Origin of the sequence: Serratia grimesii NBRC 13537 (genome assembly GCF_001590905.1) — a bacterium.
GTDB lineage: Bacteria > Pseudomonadota > Gammaproteobacteria > Enterobacterales > Enterobacteriaceae > Serratia > Serratia grimesii.
On sequence record NZ_BCTT01000010.1, the window covers coordinates 1 to 13,502 of the forward strand.

The window sequence follows — 13,502 nt, forward strand, 5'->3', positions numbered from 1 at the left end:
CCATCGCCCGCGTCAAAGCTAAAAAAGCGGCGCAAAGTCTGTCTACAGCAGAGATGGATAAAGAGTAACGAACAGGGGCGCCTTGCAGAACCCAAGGTGCCTCTGTTCCTTAATTATTCGTGAATGCCGCTGGCGGCCATTTGAGTACGTAGCACGGTGCGAGTCGTGAGGCTAGCTGAGCAAAACTGGTGGCCCGTCTTACAAGGGTGTAGCCTAATCGATAGAGATCAGATAGGTGTAATCAACGTCAATCTGGCGCATTTTTGAATCCTGATTCCATTCTTTAGTTTGAATAATTTCCATCTCAACGCTCCCCTTTACCTCATGGCGTAATCCCGGCATCACGTGAGTACTCAGATAAGCAAAGAACTGCGAACACTCTTTCGCTGTGCCTAAATGATTGATAGAGATATATTCACGCCCGGCAATAGGGATATTATCAATATGGTAACCTGACAAAATGTCCTTTTTATTCTCAGGATCCACCGCCATGATGTGCGTCGTGGAACATTCGCTGCCACCCCGATTACGGACCGAGTGGATACTGTAAACCCGGTGGCAATCGACATTCAGCCCACGGAAGAAATCGGTAAAGATTTCATCTTTCATCGCCATACAAGACGAATGTTCGATCCCCGTTTCGCCGACAAAATCCAACTGACGCGAGAAACCGACCAGTTGCATGTCCGGCAAAGTCAGGCGCTTAACCTCTGGGTAGTAATCAGCCGCAAAGTTGGCATCAAAACTAAAGCGTGGCATCAGGTTCTTCACATCCCACCGCTCCATCGAACGGTAACGGTTAGGTGTGGTGTCGAAGCGCTGTTTGAACATCCGGGTGAAAGTCTGCTGGGAATCGAAACCCAGTTCGTCTGAAATATCGATAATAGAACGATGGGTAATACGTAACGCGACCGCGGCGCGCGTCAAAATGCGTGAGCGAATATAGGTGGCAAGCTGAATACCGGTGATACGTTTGAACTTGCGTTGCAGATGCCACTTGGAATAGCCGGAAATACGCGCGACTTCGTCCAGGTTTGGCCGTTTCTCCAGATGTATCTCAACCCACTCAATTAATTCTTCAATAAAAAATACATCTTCATTAGTCATTAATATACATTCACTAACTTAATAATACCCGGGATAATAACCCACATAGATTATGCAAAAGTTGTTATTTTGTGCGAAAAATGGGGTCTGAAATCCCATACTAATCTAAAGGTTATCGCCTGTCGCCGGTCAGTGATGACGACTGTTTCACGATTGCCACACCAAGCTATCCCGGTTTTATCACCAAGAAAAATCCAATCGCGCCATTTGCCCATTACGCCAAGGCATACACACCGTGCTAAAAGCTTAATAGCCCTACAATTAAGACGTATTACCCTTGCAGTGATTCAGGTAGAATGCAGCGCTATAATTTTTCCTGCGCCTCCGCTGAGAGGTGCGTTGAACTTGCCAATATACGGTAAAGATAGGTGTAGTTATTCTATGAAGTTCAGGCCGGTACAACCCACAGCCGCCAAAGGCTTGCACATCGCCAGCTCTCCTTTCACCCACAACCAGCAAAGCACCAGCCGTATTATGCTGTGGGTGATGTTGGCCTGCATTCCCGGTGTTGCCGCACAGGTATGGTTTTTTGGCTATGGCACCTTGGTTCAAACCGCTCTGGCGATGATCGTCGCGCTGCTGGCGGAAGGTGCCATCCTCGCCTTGCGTAAACTGCCGGTACGCACTCGGCTGGCGGATAACTCTGCCCTGCTAACCGCCTTGCTACTGGGTATCAGTTTGCCACCGTTGGCACCCTGGTGGATGATTGTCATCGGTACTTTCTTCGCCATTGTCATTGCCAAACAGCTGTATGGCGGCCTTGGGCAAAACCCGTTTAACCCAGCAATGGTGGGTTATGTCGTATTGCTGATTGCTTTCCCGGTGCAGATGACCAGTTGGTTGCCGCCAGATGAGTTACGTGCCACCGCACTGTCATTCCAGGATACTCTGCTGGCTATTTTCAGTGGCCATACTGCACAAGGCGCCACTATCCATGAATTGCAAATGGGCATTGATGGTATCAGCCAGGCGACGCCATTGGACGGTTTCAAAACCGGCCTGCGCAGCGGCCATAGTGTCGAGCAGGTATTACAACAACCGCTCTTCGGTGCTGCGCTCGCCGGTATCGGTTGGCAATGGGTCAACCTCGGTTTCCTGGCCGGCGGCCTGTTTATGCTTGGCCGCAGACTGATTCATTGGCAGATCCCTTTCAGCATGCTGGCAGCCATCGCAGTGTGCTCCGGTCTGGCCTGGTGGCTTGATCCAGCGCAGCAAGCCTCACCACTGATTCATCTGTTCTCGGGTGCCAGTATGTTGGGCGCGTTCTTCATCGCTACCGATCCGGTCAGCGCCTCGACAACACCTAAAGGTCGCCTTATTTATGGCGCATTGGTTGGCGTTCTGGTGTGGCTCATCCGCGTTTACGGTGGCTATCCGGACGGTGTTGCCTTCGCAGTACTGCTGGCCAACATTACCGTACCGCTCATCGACCACTACACGCAGCCTCGCGTGTATGGCCATCGCTAAGGAGCCATAATGCTGAGTTCAATGAGGAAGCATGGCACCACACTGGCGGTGTTTGCCGCAGTAACCACAGGCCTGACTGCCGTGGTACATAGTCTGACGCAGAAGACCATCGCTCACCAGGCAGCCTTGCAGCAAAAGGCGCTGCTCGATCAAGTTGTACCGCCGGAAATTTACGATAACAATATGCAAGCCGAGTGTTTTCTGGTCAGCGATCCGGCATTGGGTAATAGCGCCCCGCATCGCTTGTATCTGGCGCGGAAGAACGACCAACCCGTCGCAGCCGCATTGGAAACCACCGCACCAGATGGGTACTCCGGCGCAATTAAACTCTTGGTCGGTGCTGATTTCACGGGCACCGTGTTCGGTTCGCGAGTGGTGGAACATCACGAAACCCCAGGACTGGGCGATAAAATTGAATTACGTATCTCGAACTGGATCTCGTTCTTCAGCGGCAAGAAGATTGAAGGCCCGGATGATAAACGCTGGGCAGTGAAGAAAGACGGCGGGATGTTCGATCAATTCACAGGCGCCACCATCACCCCACGTGCAGTGGTCAATGCGGTTCGGCGTACGGCATTGTATATGGAAACGCTGCCGCCTAAACTTGATAGCTTACCTGCTTGTGGAGCCAGCGAATGAGTGAAGCCAAAGATCTGATTGTCCAAGGGTTGTGGAAGAATAACTCCGCGCTGGTGCAATTGCTGGGGATGTGCCCACTGCTGGCTGTCACCTCCACGGTGACCAATGCCCTCGGGCTGGGATTGGCGACTACGCTGGTCCTGGTACTGACCAACTCCTCGATATCTGCCGTGCGTCGCTGGGTACCCAATGAAGTGCGTATCCCGATATATGTGATGATCATCGCGGCGGCGGTAAGCATCGTGCAAATGCTGATCAACGCCTATGCCTTTGGCCTTTACCAGTCATTGGGGATCTTTATTCCGCTGATCGTCACCAACTGCATTGTGGTAGGTCGTGCCGAAGCCGTAGCCTCTAAAAAACCGGTTGGTCTTTCAGCGCTGGATGGTTTGGCGATTGGTCTGGGCGCCACCGGTGTGATGGTAACTTTGGGCGCAATGCGCGAACTCCTGGGCAATGGTACCCTGTTTGACGGTGCCGATATGTTGTTGGGGAGCTGGGCCAAGGTACTGCGTATTGAAGTCGTTCATTTCGACAGTCCTTTCCTGCTGGCCATGTTGCCACCTGGAGCCTTCATCGGCTTGGGATTGTTGTTGGCCGTAAAATACCTGATTGATGAACGGATGAAAGCACGCACGGCAAAAGCGCTAACTACCGAAGCAGTGTTGGGTCAAGGACAGGCAGAGAAAGCATAATGAACAAGCAAAAACGGCTGGAAATTCTTACCCGGCTGCGCGACAACAACCCACAGCCAACCACCGAATTGGTGTACACCACGCCGTTTGAACTGTTGATCTCAGTGCTGCTTTCCGCACAGGCCACCGATGTCAGCGTAAATAAAGCGACCGCCAAGCTTTATCCGGTCGCCAATACGCCGGCGGCGATGCTGGCATTGGGTGTCGACGGCGTTAAAAACTATATCAAGACCATCGGCCTGTTTAACAGTAAGGCCGAGAACGTGATCAAAACCTGTCGCATGCTGCTGGAGCTGCACGGCGGTGAGGTACCTGAAGATCGCGCAGCGTTGGAAGCCCTGCCCGGTGTTGGCCGAAAAACCGCTAACGTGGTGCTTAATACGGCCTTTGGCTGGCCAACCATTGCTGTAGATACCCATATCTTCCGCGTCTGCAATCGCACTAATTTCGCACCCGGCAAGAATGTCGATTTGGTTGAAGAGAAGCTATTAAAGGTTGTACCCGCAGAATTTAAGGTTGACTGCCATCACTGGCTGATTCTGCACGGCCGCTACACCTGTATTGCACGTAAACCGCGCTGCGGCTCCTGCATCATTGAAGATCTCTGTGAGTTTAAAGAGAAGGTTTATCCTGACGCCTGATCCTGTTGGGCGCCAACATCGCGCCCATGCTTCATCACGCCGATACCATCAGCCTATTTTTTATCAGAAATGTGATATCAAACAGCAGTAACCTTGGTGTTATCGAGGATTTCAGTAGAAAACCCACTTCCCGCTTATTTTCAAGCGAAAATTTAGTCAAAAATTGCGGCAAACTTCACGTTTTGACGATCACATTGTCGTCACAACCACCAGCACCATTTTCCTAAATTTCTATAATTTTACAAAACCCGCCATATGCACAACAATCCAATGGATTAATCACCCCACCTACTGATATGAACTATCAAAATGCATTACAGCAGAATATATCACTGTTTAAATTACGTATAGCTTTTAATCAAAACAAAAACTCGGCAAAACAAATAAAGTCGAACGTTAATGCTGCATAACATTTGTAACATGGTTGTTTCACTTCGCGAACGTTATATGTAACAGGATATGACAAACACCTTGCCTCGTTGACAAAGATAGTGAACATTAACCGCCGTCATCCCATCCTATAACAACGCAGAAGGATGCAGTCCTGCATCACCTTTTGCAATTTCTCGTCTCTCTGGGACGGGGCAGTGAAAAATCAGAGGTACCAGTGTCAACAGCAAACAACAACAGCGAACACCCTGAAAGCGTCAGTTTGAACGCTTTCAAACAACCTAAGGCGTTTTACCTGATCTTCTCGATCGAACTCTGGGAACGTTTTGGTTATTACGGCCTGCAAGGCATCATGGCAGTTTACCTGGTCAAAATGCTTGGCCTGAGTGAAGCCGACTCGATTACCCTGTTCTCTTCCTTCAGTGCGCTGGTCTATGGCTTCGTTGCCATCGGCGGCTGGCTTGGGGACAAAGTGCTGGGCTCCAAGCGCGTGATCGTGCTGGGTGCGCTGGTATTAGCCGTCGGCTATGCCATGGTGGCGTATTCCGGTCATGAGATTTTCTGGGTGTACCTGGGTATGGCAACCATCGCCGTGGGTAGCGGCCTGTTCAAAGCCAACCCATCCTCCCTGCTGTCAACCTGCTATGAGAAAGACGACCCGCGTTTGGACGGTGCATTCACCATGTACTACATGTCCGTTAACATCGGTTCTTTCCTGTCAATGTTGGCTACGCCATGGCTGGCAGTGAAATATGGTTGGAGCGTCGCGTTCTCACTGAGCGTGGTCGGCATGCTGATCACCCTGGTGAACTTTATGGTTTGCCACAAGTGGGTGAAACAACACGGTTCCAAGCCTGACTTTAAACCATTGCACATGCAGAAATTGCTGATGGTGCTGGTAGGTGTCGTTGCACTGGTCGCCATTTCAAGCTGGCTGTTGCATAACCAGGTGATTGCACGTTGGGCACTGGCAATTATCTCCGTTGGTATCGTCATTGTGTTCGCCAAAGAAGCCTTTGCGATGCACGGTGCTGCACGTCGTAAGATGATTGTTGCCTTCCTGCTGATGCTGGAAGCCGTGGTGTTCTTCGTTCTGTACGCCCAGATGCCAACCTCTCTGAACTTCTTTGCCATCCACAACGTTGAGCACAACATTCTCGGCCTGGCATTTGAACCTGAGCAATATCAGGCGCTGAATCCGTTCTGGATCATGCTGGCCAGCCCGATTCTGGCGGCCCTGTATAACAAGATGGGCGACCGTCTGCCAATGCCACACAAGTTCGCTTTCGGCATGATTCTGTGTTCGGGTGCGTTCCTGGTGCTGCCGTGGGGTGCCAGCTTTGCCAATGACCAAGGCATCGTTTCCGTTAACTGGCTGATCCTGAGCTATGCGTTGCAGAGTATCGGTGAGCTGATGATTTCCGGTTTGGGTCTGGCCATGGTGGCGCAACTGGTACCACAACGTCTGATGGGCTTTATCATGGGATCTTGGTTCCTGACCACCGCGGCAGCTGCACTGATCGCCGGTAAGGTTGCCGGGTTGACTGCCGTTCCTAGCGACATCAACGATGCTCACGCTTCATTGGCCATCTATAGCCACGTATTTATGCAAATCGGTATTGCTACCGCCGTGATCGCCATCCTGATGATGCTGACCGCGCCGAAGCTGTACCGCATGACGCTGGATACCGCAGAAGATACCGATAAGAAAGCGCAGGCTGCTGCTGTAGCCAACTAATCGCTGACGACGGTTTCAGACAGGTAAAAGAAAGCCGGGGCATTAATTTGCCCCGGCTTTTTTATGCGGCTCAAACAGTGGCTTTAGCGCTCAGATTGACCCACATGAACTCACTGACCAATGCCCCATGAAACGCGGACTGTTTTTTATCCGCCGCAGCACTGTGCCCACCCTCTGTGTTTTCATAGAAGTAGACCTGCTGGTAGCCCATATTCTGCATGCGAGCCGCCATTTTACGTGCATGTGATGGGTTAACCCGGTCGTCACTGGTGGCGGTGTAAAACAGCACCGGCGGGTAGGACACACCGGCTTTGATATTGTGATACGGCGAGAAGGTTTTGATGTAGGCCCACTCTTCCGGTTTGCTCGGGTCGCCATATTCAGCGATCCACGACGCACCAGCAGACAACTGGGTATACCGTTGCATATCCAGCAGTGGCACTTCACAGACAATACACCCAAACAACTGCGGGTAAAGTGTCAGCATATTACCTACCAATAACCCCCCATTGCTCCCACCACGCGCACCCAGATGTTGTGACGATGTCACTTTTCGGGCAATCAAATCCTGTGCCACAGCGGCAAAATCTTCATAAGCCCGGTGGCGGTTTTGTTTTAGCGCAGCCTGATGCCAGGCGGGACCATATTCGCCGCCACCACGGATATTCGCCACTACATATACGCCACCACGTTCAAGCCAGGTCGGTGCCTTCGCACCCATATAGCCCGGTAACAACGACACTTCGAATCCGCCATAGCCGTACAACAGCGTCGGGTTGCTGCCATCCAATTTAATGCCCTTGGCCGCGATCTGGAAATACGGTACCTGTGTACCGTCTTTAGAAGCAGCGAAATGCTGGCTGACCTGATAACCGCTGGCATCAAAGTCCTGTGGCCCCTGCTTCAACAGTTCCGCGTCACCGCCATCGAGATTGCCCAGATACAGCGAAGTCGGTTGCAGGAATCCGCTGATGGTCAGGAAATAATCGTTGGTTTCATCATCAATACCACCGGCCGAAATGGTGCTGATCGCACCAGGTTTGCCCAGCGGTTTGCGTTGCCAGGTTGTTCCCTGTGGCGTCAGTACTTCCAATCGGTTGACCACATTGTCCATGATACTGAGGATCAAATGGTCGCGCGTGGTGCTGTAACCACTCAGCGCAGCCTGTGCCGTCGGGGTGAATAATACTGTCAGCTCACGCTTGCCCGCTAAATAATCATCAAAATGGGTCGCCAGCAGAGCGCCGGAAGGATAACGCACACCGCCAACGTCCCAGTCGCTGCTCGGTTTAATCAACAACCACTCACGGTGCGTGCTGAACTCAGCGTCAGCGGGAATATCAATTTTGACCTGTTGGTCTTGCGCGGTCAGCAGATAGGTTTCACGGCGGTAGAAATCCAGGTTGCGACCCACGTAGTTCCGTTCAAACCCCGGCGTGTGGTCGTGATAGGCAAACACTGCCATGTCCTGTGGCTGCGCTTCATACAGCGTCTGGGCGGTACTCAAAGGTGTACCGCGCTTCCAGCGCTTGGCAATGCGCGCATAACCGGACTGGGTCATCGATCCCGCACCAAAATCGGTGGCGACAAACAACGTGTCCTTATCAATCCACGAAGCCTGGCTTTTCGCCACTGGCAAGGCAAAGCCGTCTTTCACAAACTGTTTGCTGACAAGGTCAAACTCGCGAATCTCAGTGGCGTCGCCTCCGTCCGGTGACAGCTCTACCAGGCAATAACGGTATTCGGGTGCCAGTGATTGTGAACCGTGGAATACCCAGTCTTTGCCCTCTGCCTTGCCCAGCGCATCGATATCCAACACCGTTTCCCAGGCGGGTTTGGCTTTACGGTACTCCTGAAGCGTGGTCCGTCTCCATAAGCCTCGCGGGTTGGTTTGATCCTGCCAAAAGTTGTAATAGTAATTGCCACGTTTGGCGACCCACGGAATTTGGCTGTCTTTATTCAGGATGTCCAACACCTGCGTTTCCACCTGCCGGAAATCTGCGCTTTGAGCAAAGCGAGCAGTGGTACGCTGGTTTTCCTGTTTTATCCACGTCTGTGCGGCCTTGCCCTGCAACTCTTCCAGCCACAGGAACTCGTCGGTGGCATGAGTGCCCCCTTCTGCTGCCATCGCCAGGCGGATACTGTTGGGTAATGAAGTCATCGCGAATACGGCTCCTGCGGTTTGTGCACTGAGTTTAATAAACTGGCGTCGATTAGTGACCGTCAAAATCAAGCTCCCTCTCTTGGATAAATAAGACTCATTTTCAATAAAGTAGGTGTTTGACAACACAGAGTCAAAGCTTGTGCCCCTACCGTTGAGTCAAAATTTAGGATAGTGGATCAGATCATGTATACGTACGCTTTGCTGACTGGCATTGCGGTAGGCATGTGGGCGATCGGCCTGAAAGCGCATCGCCTCGCCGCTTGCCAGCGAATACCACTGCCCGTCAACCGCCAGCTCCAGTTCACCACTGATGACAATCACATGCTCAATCACCCCCGGTTCATGCGCTGAAGACTCGCTGAGTGCTCCTGGGGCCAGATCGATAACAAACATATCAAAGCCCAGTTGCCGATCGAACGGAAACAGTGGTACGACTCGCATATCGGCGTTGTTCTGATTGAACACTGGCGCATCACCATAACGGTGCAGTGTCGCCTGCTGTTGCAACGGTGATATTTCCAAAAAAGCAGAAAATGCCACATTAAAGCCTGTTGCTATCTTCCACAGTGTCGCCACCGTCGGGCTGGATTCGCCGCGTTCTATCTGTCCCAGCATGGCCTTGCTGACACCGGTATTTTCAGCTGCCTGGGCCAGGCTCCAGCCGCGATGCATACGCAAAGATCGGAGTGTCTGAGCCAGATGACTGGACAGTTCCTGCATGTTTGTCTCCCCTGAAATTCTGGCTGATTATAGCTACTTGTGCGCTATAACGCACGATGCTATGCTCATTCCCTCCGTGCGTTATAACGCACAACTGCTATCGGAGTGTGCTATGCGCCCTGCCATCTCTCTGCGTCACCTGTCTTTGCCCGCTGTCATGGCTGGGTTTGTTGCGGTTTTGGTAGGCTACACCAGCTCTGCTGCCATTATCTTCCAGGCCGCCGCCGCCGCCGGGGCGACACCATTGCAGATCGGCGGTTGGCTAAGCATGTTAGGCCTAGGGATGGGAGTAACTTCCCTGGGACTTTCTTTGTATTACCGCACACCCATTTTAACCGCCTGGTCGACTCCCGGTGCGGCACTGCTGGTAACCAGCCTGCCCGGCACGCCGATCAACGAAGCCATTGGCGTGTTTATCTTTGCGTCCGGGTTGATCCTGCTGTGCGGCGTCACTGGATTGTTCGCCCGGCTCATGGATTATATTCCACAAGCAATTTCGGCGGCGATGCTGGCAGGGATTCTGCTGCGCTTTGGGCTCGACGCCTTCGCGTCATTACAGGTCAATTTCGTGCTCAGCGCGGGGATGGGGTTGGTATATTTAGTCACCCGCCGCTATTTGGCGCGTTATGCGATTGTGTTGACGCTGCTGGCCGGACTGGCTATTGCAGCGCTGCAAGGCAATATTCATCTTTCACAGCAACCACTGACCTTTGCCATACCGGAATTTATGACACCGCATTTTAGCTGGTCGACACTGCTGGGGATTGGCGTACCGTTCTTTGTGGTTACCATGGCGTCACAAAACGCCCCCGGAATTGCCACACTGAAGGCCGCTGGCTACAGCGTTCCCACTTCGCCGCTGATCAGTTGGACGGCGCTGGTTGCCCTGCTGCTAGCACCGTTTGGCGGGTTTTCGGTATGCATTGCCGCAATCACCGCCGCCATCTGCATGGGCCCAGACGTACACCCGAACCCACAGCGTCGCTATATGGCTGCGGTGGCAGCCGGGGGATTTTACCTGCTGGCTGGGTTGTTCGGCGGAGTTATCAGCATGCTGTTCAGCGCATTGCCTACAGCGCTCATCCATACCATTGCCGGACTTGCACTGCTGGGCACTATCGCAGGCAGTTTGCAACGCGCACTGCAAGATGAAAAGCAGCGTGACGCTGCACTGATCGCCTTCCTGATCACCGCGTCCGGTGTGACCTTACTCGGTGTGGGTTCTGCATTTTGGGGAATTATTGGTGGCGCGCTCGCTCATATCATCTTGTCGTTACCGCAACGGACAACTAACTCAACAAATTGAGTTTAGCTGTCAACTTACGCACGGTTTTCTTCTCACCGGCCAAGGCGATGCCCAATAGATGCCATTCGGAACTTGGCCGGTTGGCGACACTCGCAAGGAATTGGGCATAATTGGTCGTTTGCTGGCCATCAACCGGGAACAGGATACGGTCGACCTCCGTTGCGTGCGATTGTTGCAACAGTGCGCTCAACTGTTCCTCACTGGCAGCCAGCACACTGATGCCTATCGGGATCAACCCCGGCCAACATTGCCCATGGCTGTCAGCCAATACCTCACCCACCAGCATCGGATGACGCTGTCCCAGCGTGAGCGCCAGTACCGCTGCCGCATTGGCAATATTACCCAGCGGCAAGTCTTGATTAAGCACAATTACACAGCGCTCGGCGCGAGTTGTTTTTGAGGAGAGATCTTCCATCATTGGGTTTCCTGTCGATAAGTAAGCCTGCAGGATACCCAGCCGCAGTGGCTTAATCTGGAAGATTTGTGCACTGTTTCCGGTAATGCGCTGGTGTGAGGCGATAGGCGCGCTGGAACCAGCGGCCCAGATGACTTTGATCGGCAAAACCCAGCTGTGCTGCAACGTCAACGGGTTTTGCTCCTGTGGCTAACAGCCGCCGCGCCTGTGCCAACCGAAGCTGAACCAAATACGCATGTGGCGGCAAACCATAAGTCTGGCGAAACAAGCGGGTCAGTCGGAATCGATCCAGCCCGGTTAACGCTGTCAGCGTTTCCATACGAATATCCTGATGGCTGTTAGCATGAAGATAATCGCGAATGCGCCGCGCCTGATAACCGGAGGTTTCACTCGGTAACGATCGTCGCCAATGCACATGACGGGTCAGTGCACACAGCAGGTTATCCAACGCAAATTGACGCTGTAATTCGCCCTCAACCGGTTGCTGTAACTGCGAGAAAGCCCGCATCGTCACCTGCGCCAGGAGCCGATCGTCGGATAACGTGGCAGCGAAACTGAGGCAGAAGCTGTCAGGAACCTCGGCAAATAACTGACGTAGCTGCAAATCCAACCATTGTGGATTGAGGTACAGCATCTGGTAGGTAAAACCCTCTTCTGCCGGTGCATCACCGTCATGCAGCTCTCCAGGCTCCAGCAAAAACACCTGCCCCGGCGTACTGCGATGACGTTGGCTCCGGCAATGGAACTGCTGTACCCCCTGTTCGGTGACACCCACCAGGTAATCATCATGCCAGTGGGGATCATAGGCATGCGCATGCCCGCCAAAATGGGCACGAATCAACTCTATGCCAGTCGGCCGGTCTTTCTTTAATTCGATCCAGCTGCTCATCGCCACCCTATTTTTGTTAAGCCAACCTTTCATATAGCAGATGTCCTCACGAGCGTCTGGAACAAATGTGCGCGCCAGATATACGAACGTCATTTTCCCCTTCGGCAATCTTCTGCTTAACTGAGAGTGGGGAAAGCTTGTTGCCCATACTGGATCGTTAAGGGAGCCACCATGCCATCTTCCGTGCAAATTGATCTGATTCAACAAATAGACGCCGCCTACCGCCACTGGACAGGCGATGGTTTACCCGGTCCACAGACAACCGCTGACGAGCGACTATCCTGGCTACATCAGCAAGCGCCTTACAGCTTGCTGGCTCACGCAGATGGCGACGATCCGTTGTTTGTCTATGCCAACCACTGTGCTCAGCACTGCTTTGGTTATTCCTTTGATGAATTTATCGCGTTGCCTTCACGGCTGAGTGCTTCACCGACAGACCGTGCAGAGCGTCAGCAATTGCTGGATAAAGTCACTCTGAAAGGTATTGCGCAGGGATATTGTGGCCTGCGCGTAGATAAATTTGGTGATGCCTTCACCATTTATGACTGCGCGGTGTGGCAAATACCTGGCGGCGGCCAAGGTGCTCTGTTCTGGCCACAACCGAAACGCCGACCTGGCTGGTATAGCCAACAACATCAGGTGAACAATGCAAGACAGTAACCGCTGGGCACAGGTTGACGCTTATCTCGTCGACAAACTTGTAGAACAGGATGACGCTCTGTTGCATGCGTTGGCTACCAACAGTGCAGCAGGATTGCCTGAACACGACGTAGCGCCAAATCAGGGCAAATTGCTGCATCTGTTTGCCCTGATGGTGAATGCCAAGCGTATTCTGGAAATTGGTACCTTAGGCGGTTACAGCACCATTTGGTTGGCACGCGCATTACCACCGGGCGGCTTATTGGTGACGCTGGAAGCCGATCCACGTCATGCTGAGATAGCCAGACAAAATATTGCCCGCGCAGGGCTGAGTGAATGTGTTGTGTTGCGAGTCGGCCCGGCTCTCGATAGCCTGCCACAATTGCAGCAAGAAGCGCCTTTTGATCTGATATTTATTGATGCCGACAAACCCAATAATCCGGATTATTTGCGATGGGCGCTGGCGTTATCTCGCCCTGGAACAGTGATTATTGGCGACAACGTCGTACGTGATGGCGCAGTCACCGATCCAACAAGCCGTGACGAGCGGGTTCAGGGTGTACGACGTTTTTTTGACATGATGGCCAATGAACCTCGGCTCAGTGCCACCGCGTTACAGACCGTAGGCAGTAAGGGTTGGGATGGTTTTTCCATCGCCATAGTTAACCATTAGGTGACACCGTCACGAGATA

General features: G+C 52.6%; 13 protein-coding genes. 8 read left to right on the top strand and 5 right to left on the bottom strand.

What is annotated here, in order from left to right; all coding sequences use genetic code 11:
- Positions 1-213: 213 nt before the first annotated feature.
- Positions 214-1,107, bottom strand: a complete 894-nt coding sequence (locus SGR01S_RS11785) for a helix-turn-helix domain-containing protein (protein ID WP_061807529.1) — start codon at positions 1,105-1,107, stop codon at positions 214-216.
- A 381-nt stretch (positions 1,108-1,488) separates the two neighbouring features.
- Here SGR01S_RS11785 and rsxD point away from each other — a divergent pair, with 381 nt between their 5' ends.
- From rsxD to dtpA, 5 genes are all read left to right on the top strand, one after another.
- Positions 1,489-2,574, top strand: coding sequence for an electron transport complex subunit RsxD (rsxD, locus tag SGR01S_RS11790; RefSeq protein ID WP_037418799.1), 1,086 nt, complete (start codon positions 1,489-1,491; stop codon positions 2,572-2,574).
- Positions 2,575-2,583: 9 nt separating this feature from the next.
- Positions 2,584-3,213: an electron transport complex subunit RsxG gene (rsxG, locus tag SGR01S_RS11795; protein ID WP_061807530.1), complete on the top strand. Its 630-nt coding sequence runs from the start codon at positions 2,584-2,586 to the stop codon at positions 3,211-3,213.
- Positions 3,210-3,908 carry an electron transport complex subunit E gene (locus SGR01S_RS11800; RefSeq protein ID WP_037418793.1) on the top strand — a complete coding sequence of 233 codons (699 nt, stop codon included), beginning with the start codon at positions 3,210-3,212 and terminating at the stop codon, positions 3,906-3,908. Before rsxG ends, SGR01S_RS11800 begins: the two co-directional genes overlap by 4 nt.
- The gene (gene nth, locus SGR01S_RS11805; protein ID WP_061807531.1) at positions 3,908-4,549 is read left to right on the top strand and encodes an endonuclease III; all 642 of its coding nucleotides are present in this window, start codon (positions 3,908-3,910) and stop codon (positions 4,547-4,549) included. The genes SGR01S_RS11800 and nth overlap by 1 nt, the downstream gene beginning before the upstream one ends.
- Before the next feature lie 607 nt (positions 4,550-5,156).
- Positions 5,157-6,677, top strand: a complete 1,521-nt coding sequence (gene dtpA / locus SGR01S_RS11810; RefSeq protein ID WP_037418787.1) for a dipeptide/tripeptide permease DtpA — start codon at positions 5,157-5,159, stop codon at positions 6,675-6,677.
- Positions 6,678-6,747: 70 nt separating this feature from the next.
- Here the strand turns inward: dtpA and SGR01S_RS11815 are convergent, their stop codons facing one another.
- Both SGR01S_RS11815 and SGR01S_RS11820 read right to left on the bottom strand, forming a co-directional pair.
- Positions 6,748-8,838, bottom strand: coding sequence for a prolyl oligopeptidase family serine peptidase (locus tag SGR01S_RS11815; RefSeq protein WP_061807532.1), 2,091 nt, complete (start codon positions 8,836-8,838; stop codon positions 6,748-6,750).
- Between the two features lie 159 nt (positions 8,839-8,997).
- Positions 8,998-9,561: a helix-turn-helix domain-containing protein gene (locus tag SGR01S_RS11820; protein ID WP_037418781.1), complete on the bottom strand. Its 564-nt coding sequence runs from the start codon at positions 9,559-9,561 to the stop codon at positions 8,998-9,000.
- A gap of 112 nt (positions 9,562-9,673) precedes the next feature.
- Here SGR01S_RS11820 and SGR01S_RS11825 point away from each other — a divergent pair, with 112 nt between their 5' ends.
- Complete coding sequence (locus SGR01S_RS11825; RefSeq protein ID WP_061807533.1) at positions 9,674-10,867, top strand: benzoate/H(+) symporter BenE family transporter; 1,194 nt, start codon at positions 9,674-9,676, stop codon at positions 10,865-10,867.
- On the opposite strand, the gene SGR01S_RS11830 is transcribed toward SGR01S_RS11825, so the two are convergent.
- Together SGR01S_RS11830 and SGR01S_RS11835 are read right to left on the bottom strand one after the other, a co-directional pair.
- Complete coding sequence (locus SGR01S_RS11830; RefSeq protein ID WP_061807534.1) at positions 10,851-11,285, bottom strand: DUF2000 domain-containing protein; 435 nt, start codon at positions 11,283-11,285, stop codon at positions 10,851-10,853. The two genes, SGR01S_RS11825 and SGR01S_RS11830, sit on opposite strands and share 17 nt — an antisense overlap.
- 49 nt (positions 11,286-11,334) lie before the next feature.
- Positions 11,335-12,171 carry an AraC family transcriptional regulator gene (locus SGR01S_RS11835; RefSeq protein WP_037418880.1) on the bottom strand — a complete coding sequence of 279 codons (837 nt, stop codon included), beginning with the start codon at positions 12,169-12,171 and terminating at the stop codon, positions 11,335-11,337.
- Positions 12,172-12,342: 171 nt separating this feature from the next.
- Here SGR01S_RS11835 and SGR01S_RS11840 point away from each other — a divergent pair, with 171 nt between their 5' ends.
- Positions 12,343-12,831 carry an MEKHLA domain-containing protein gene (locus SGR01S_RS11840; RefSeq protein ID WP_037418775.1) on the top strand — a complete coding sequence of 163 codons (489 nt, stop codon included), beginning with the start codon at positions 12,343-12,345 and terminating at the stop codon, positions 12,829-12,831.
- Positions 12,818-13,483, top strand: coding sequence for an O-methyltransferase (locus SGR01S_RS11845; RefSeq protein ID WP_061807535.1), 666 nt, complete (start codon positions 12,818-12,820; stop codon positions 13,481-13,483). Before SGR01S_RS11840 ends, SGR01S_RS11845 begins: the two co-directional genes overlap by 14 nt.
- Positions 13,484-13,502 lie beyond the last annotated feature (19 nt).

Bases quoted from the DNA above. Each gene is read 5' to 3' on its own strand.
- SGR01S_RS11825 (WP_061807533.1), top strand. From the start codon at position 9,674: ATGCGCCCTGCCATCTCTCTGCGTCACCTGTCTTTGCCCGCTGTCATG.
- rsxG (WP_061807530.1), top strand. From the start codon at position 2,584: ATGCTGAGTTCAATGAGGAAGCATGGCACCACACTGGCGGTGTTTGCC.
- SGR01S_RS11835 (WP_037418880.1), bottom strand. From the start codon at position 12,171: ATGAGCAGCTGGATCGAATTAAAGAAAGACCGGCCGACTGGCATAGAG.
- SGR01S_RS11815 (WP_061807532.1), bottom strand. From the start codon at position 8,838: ATGACTTCATTACCCAACAGTATCCGCCTGGCGATGGCAGCAGAAGGG.
- nth (WP_061807531.1), top strand. From the start codon at position 3,908: ATGAACAAGCAAAAACGGCTGGAAATTCTTACCCGGCTGCGCGACAAC.
- SGR01S_RS11845 (WP_061807535.1), top strand. From the start codon at position 12,818: ATGCAAGACAGTAACCGCTGGGCACAGGTTGACGCTTATCTCGTCGAC.
- SGR01S_RS11785 (WP_061807529.1), bottom strand. From the start codon at position 1,107: ATGACTAATGAAGATGTATTTTTTATTGAAGAATTAATTGAGTGGGTT.
- SGR01S_RS11820 (WP_037418781.1), bottom strand. From the start codon at position 9,561: ATGCAGGAACTGTCCAGTCATCTGGCTCAGACACTCCGATCTTTGCGT.
- SGR01S_RS11800 (WP_037418793.1), top strand. From the start codon at position 3,210: ATGAGTGAAGCCAAAGATCTGATTGTCCAAGGGTTGTGGAAGAATAAC.
- SGR01S_RS11830 (WP_061807534.1), bottom strand. From the start codon at position 11,285: ATGATGGAAGATCTCTCCTCAAAAACAACTCGCGCCGAGCGCTGTGTA.
- rsxD (WP_037418799.1), top strand. From the start codon at position 1,489: ATGAAGTTCAGGCCGGTACAACCCACAGCCGCCAAAGGCTTGCACATC.
- SGR01S_RS11840 (WP_037418775.1), top strand. From the start codon at position 12,343: ATGCCATCTTCCGTGCAAATTGATCTGATTCAACAAATAGACGCCGCC.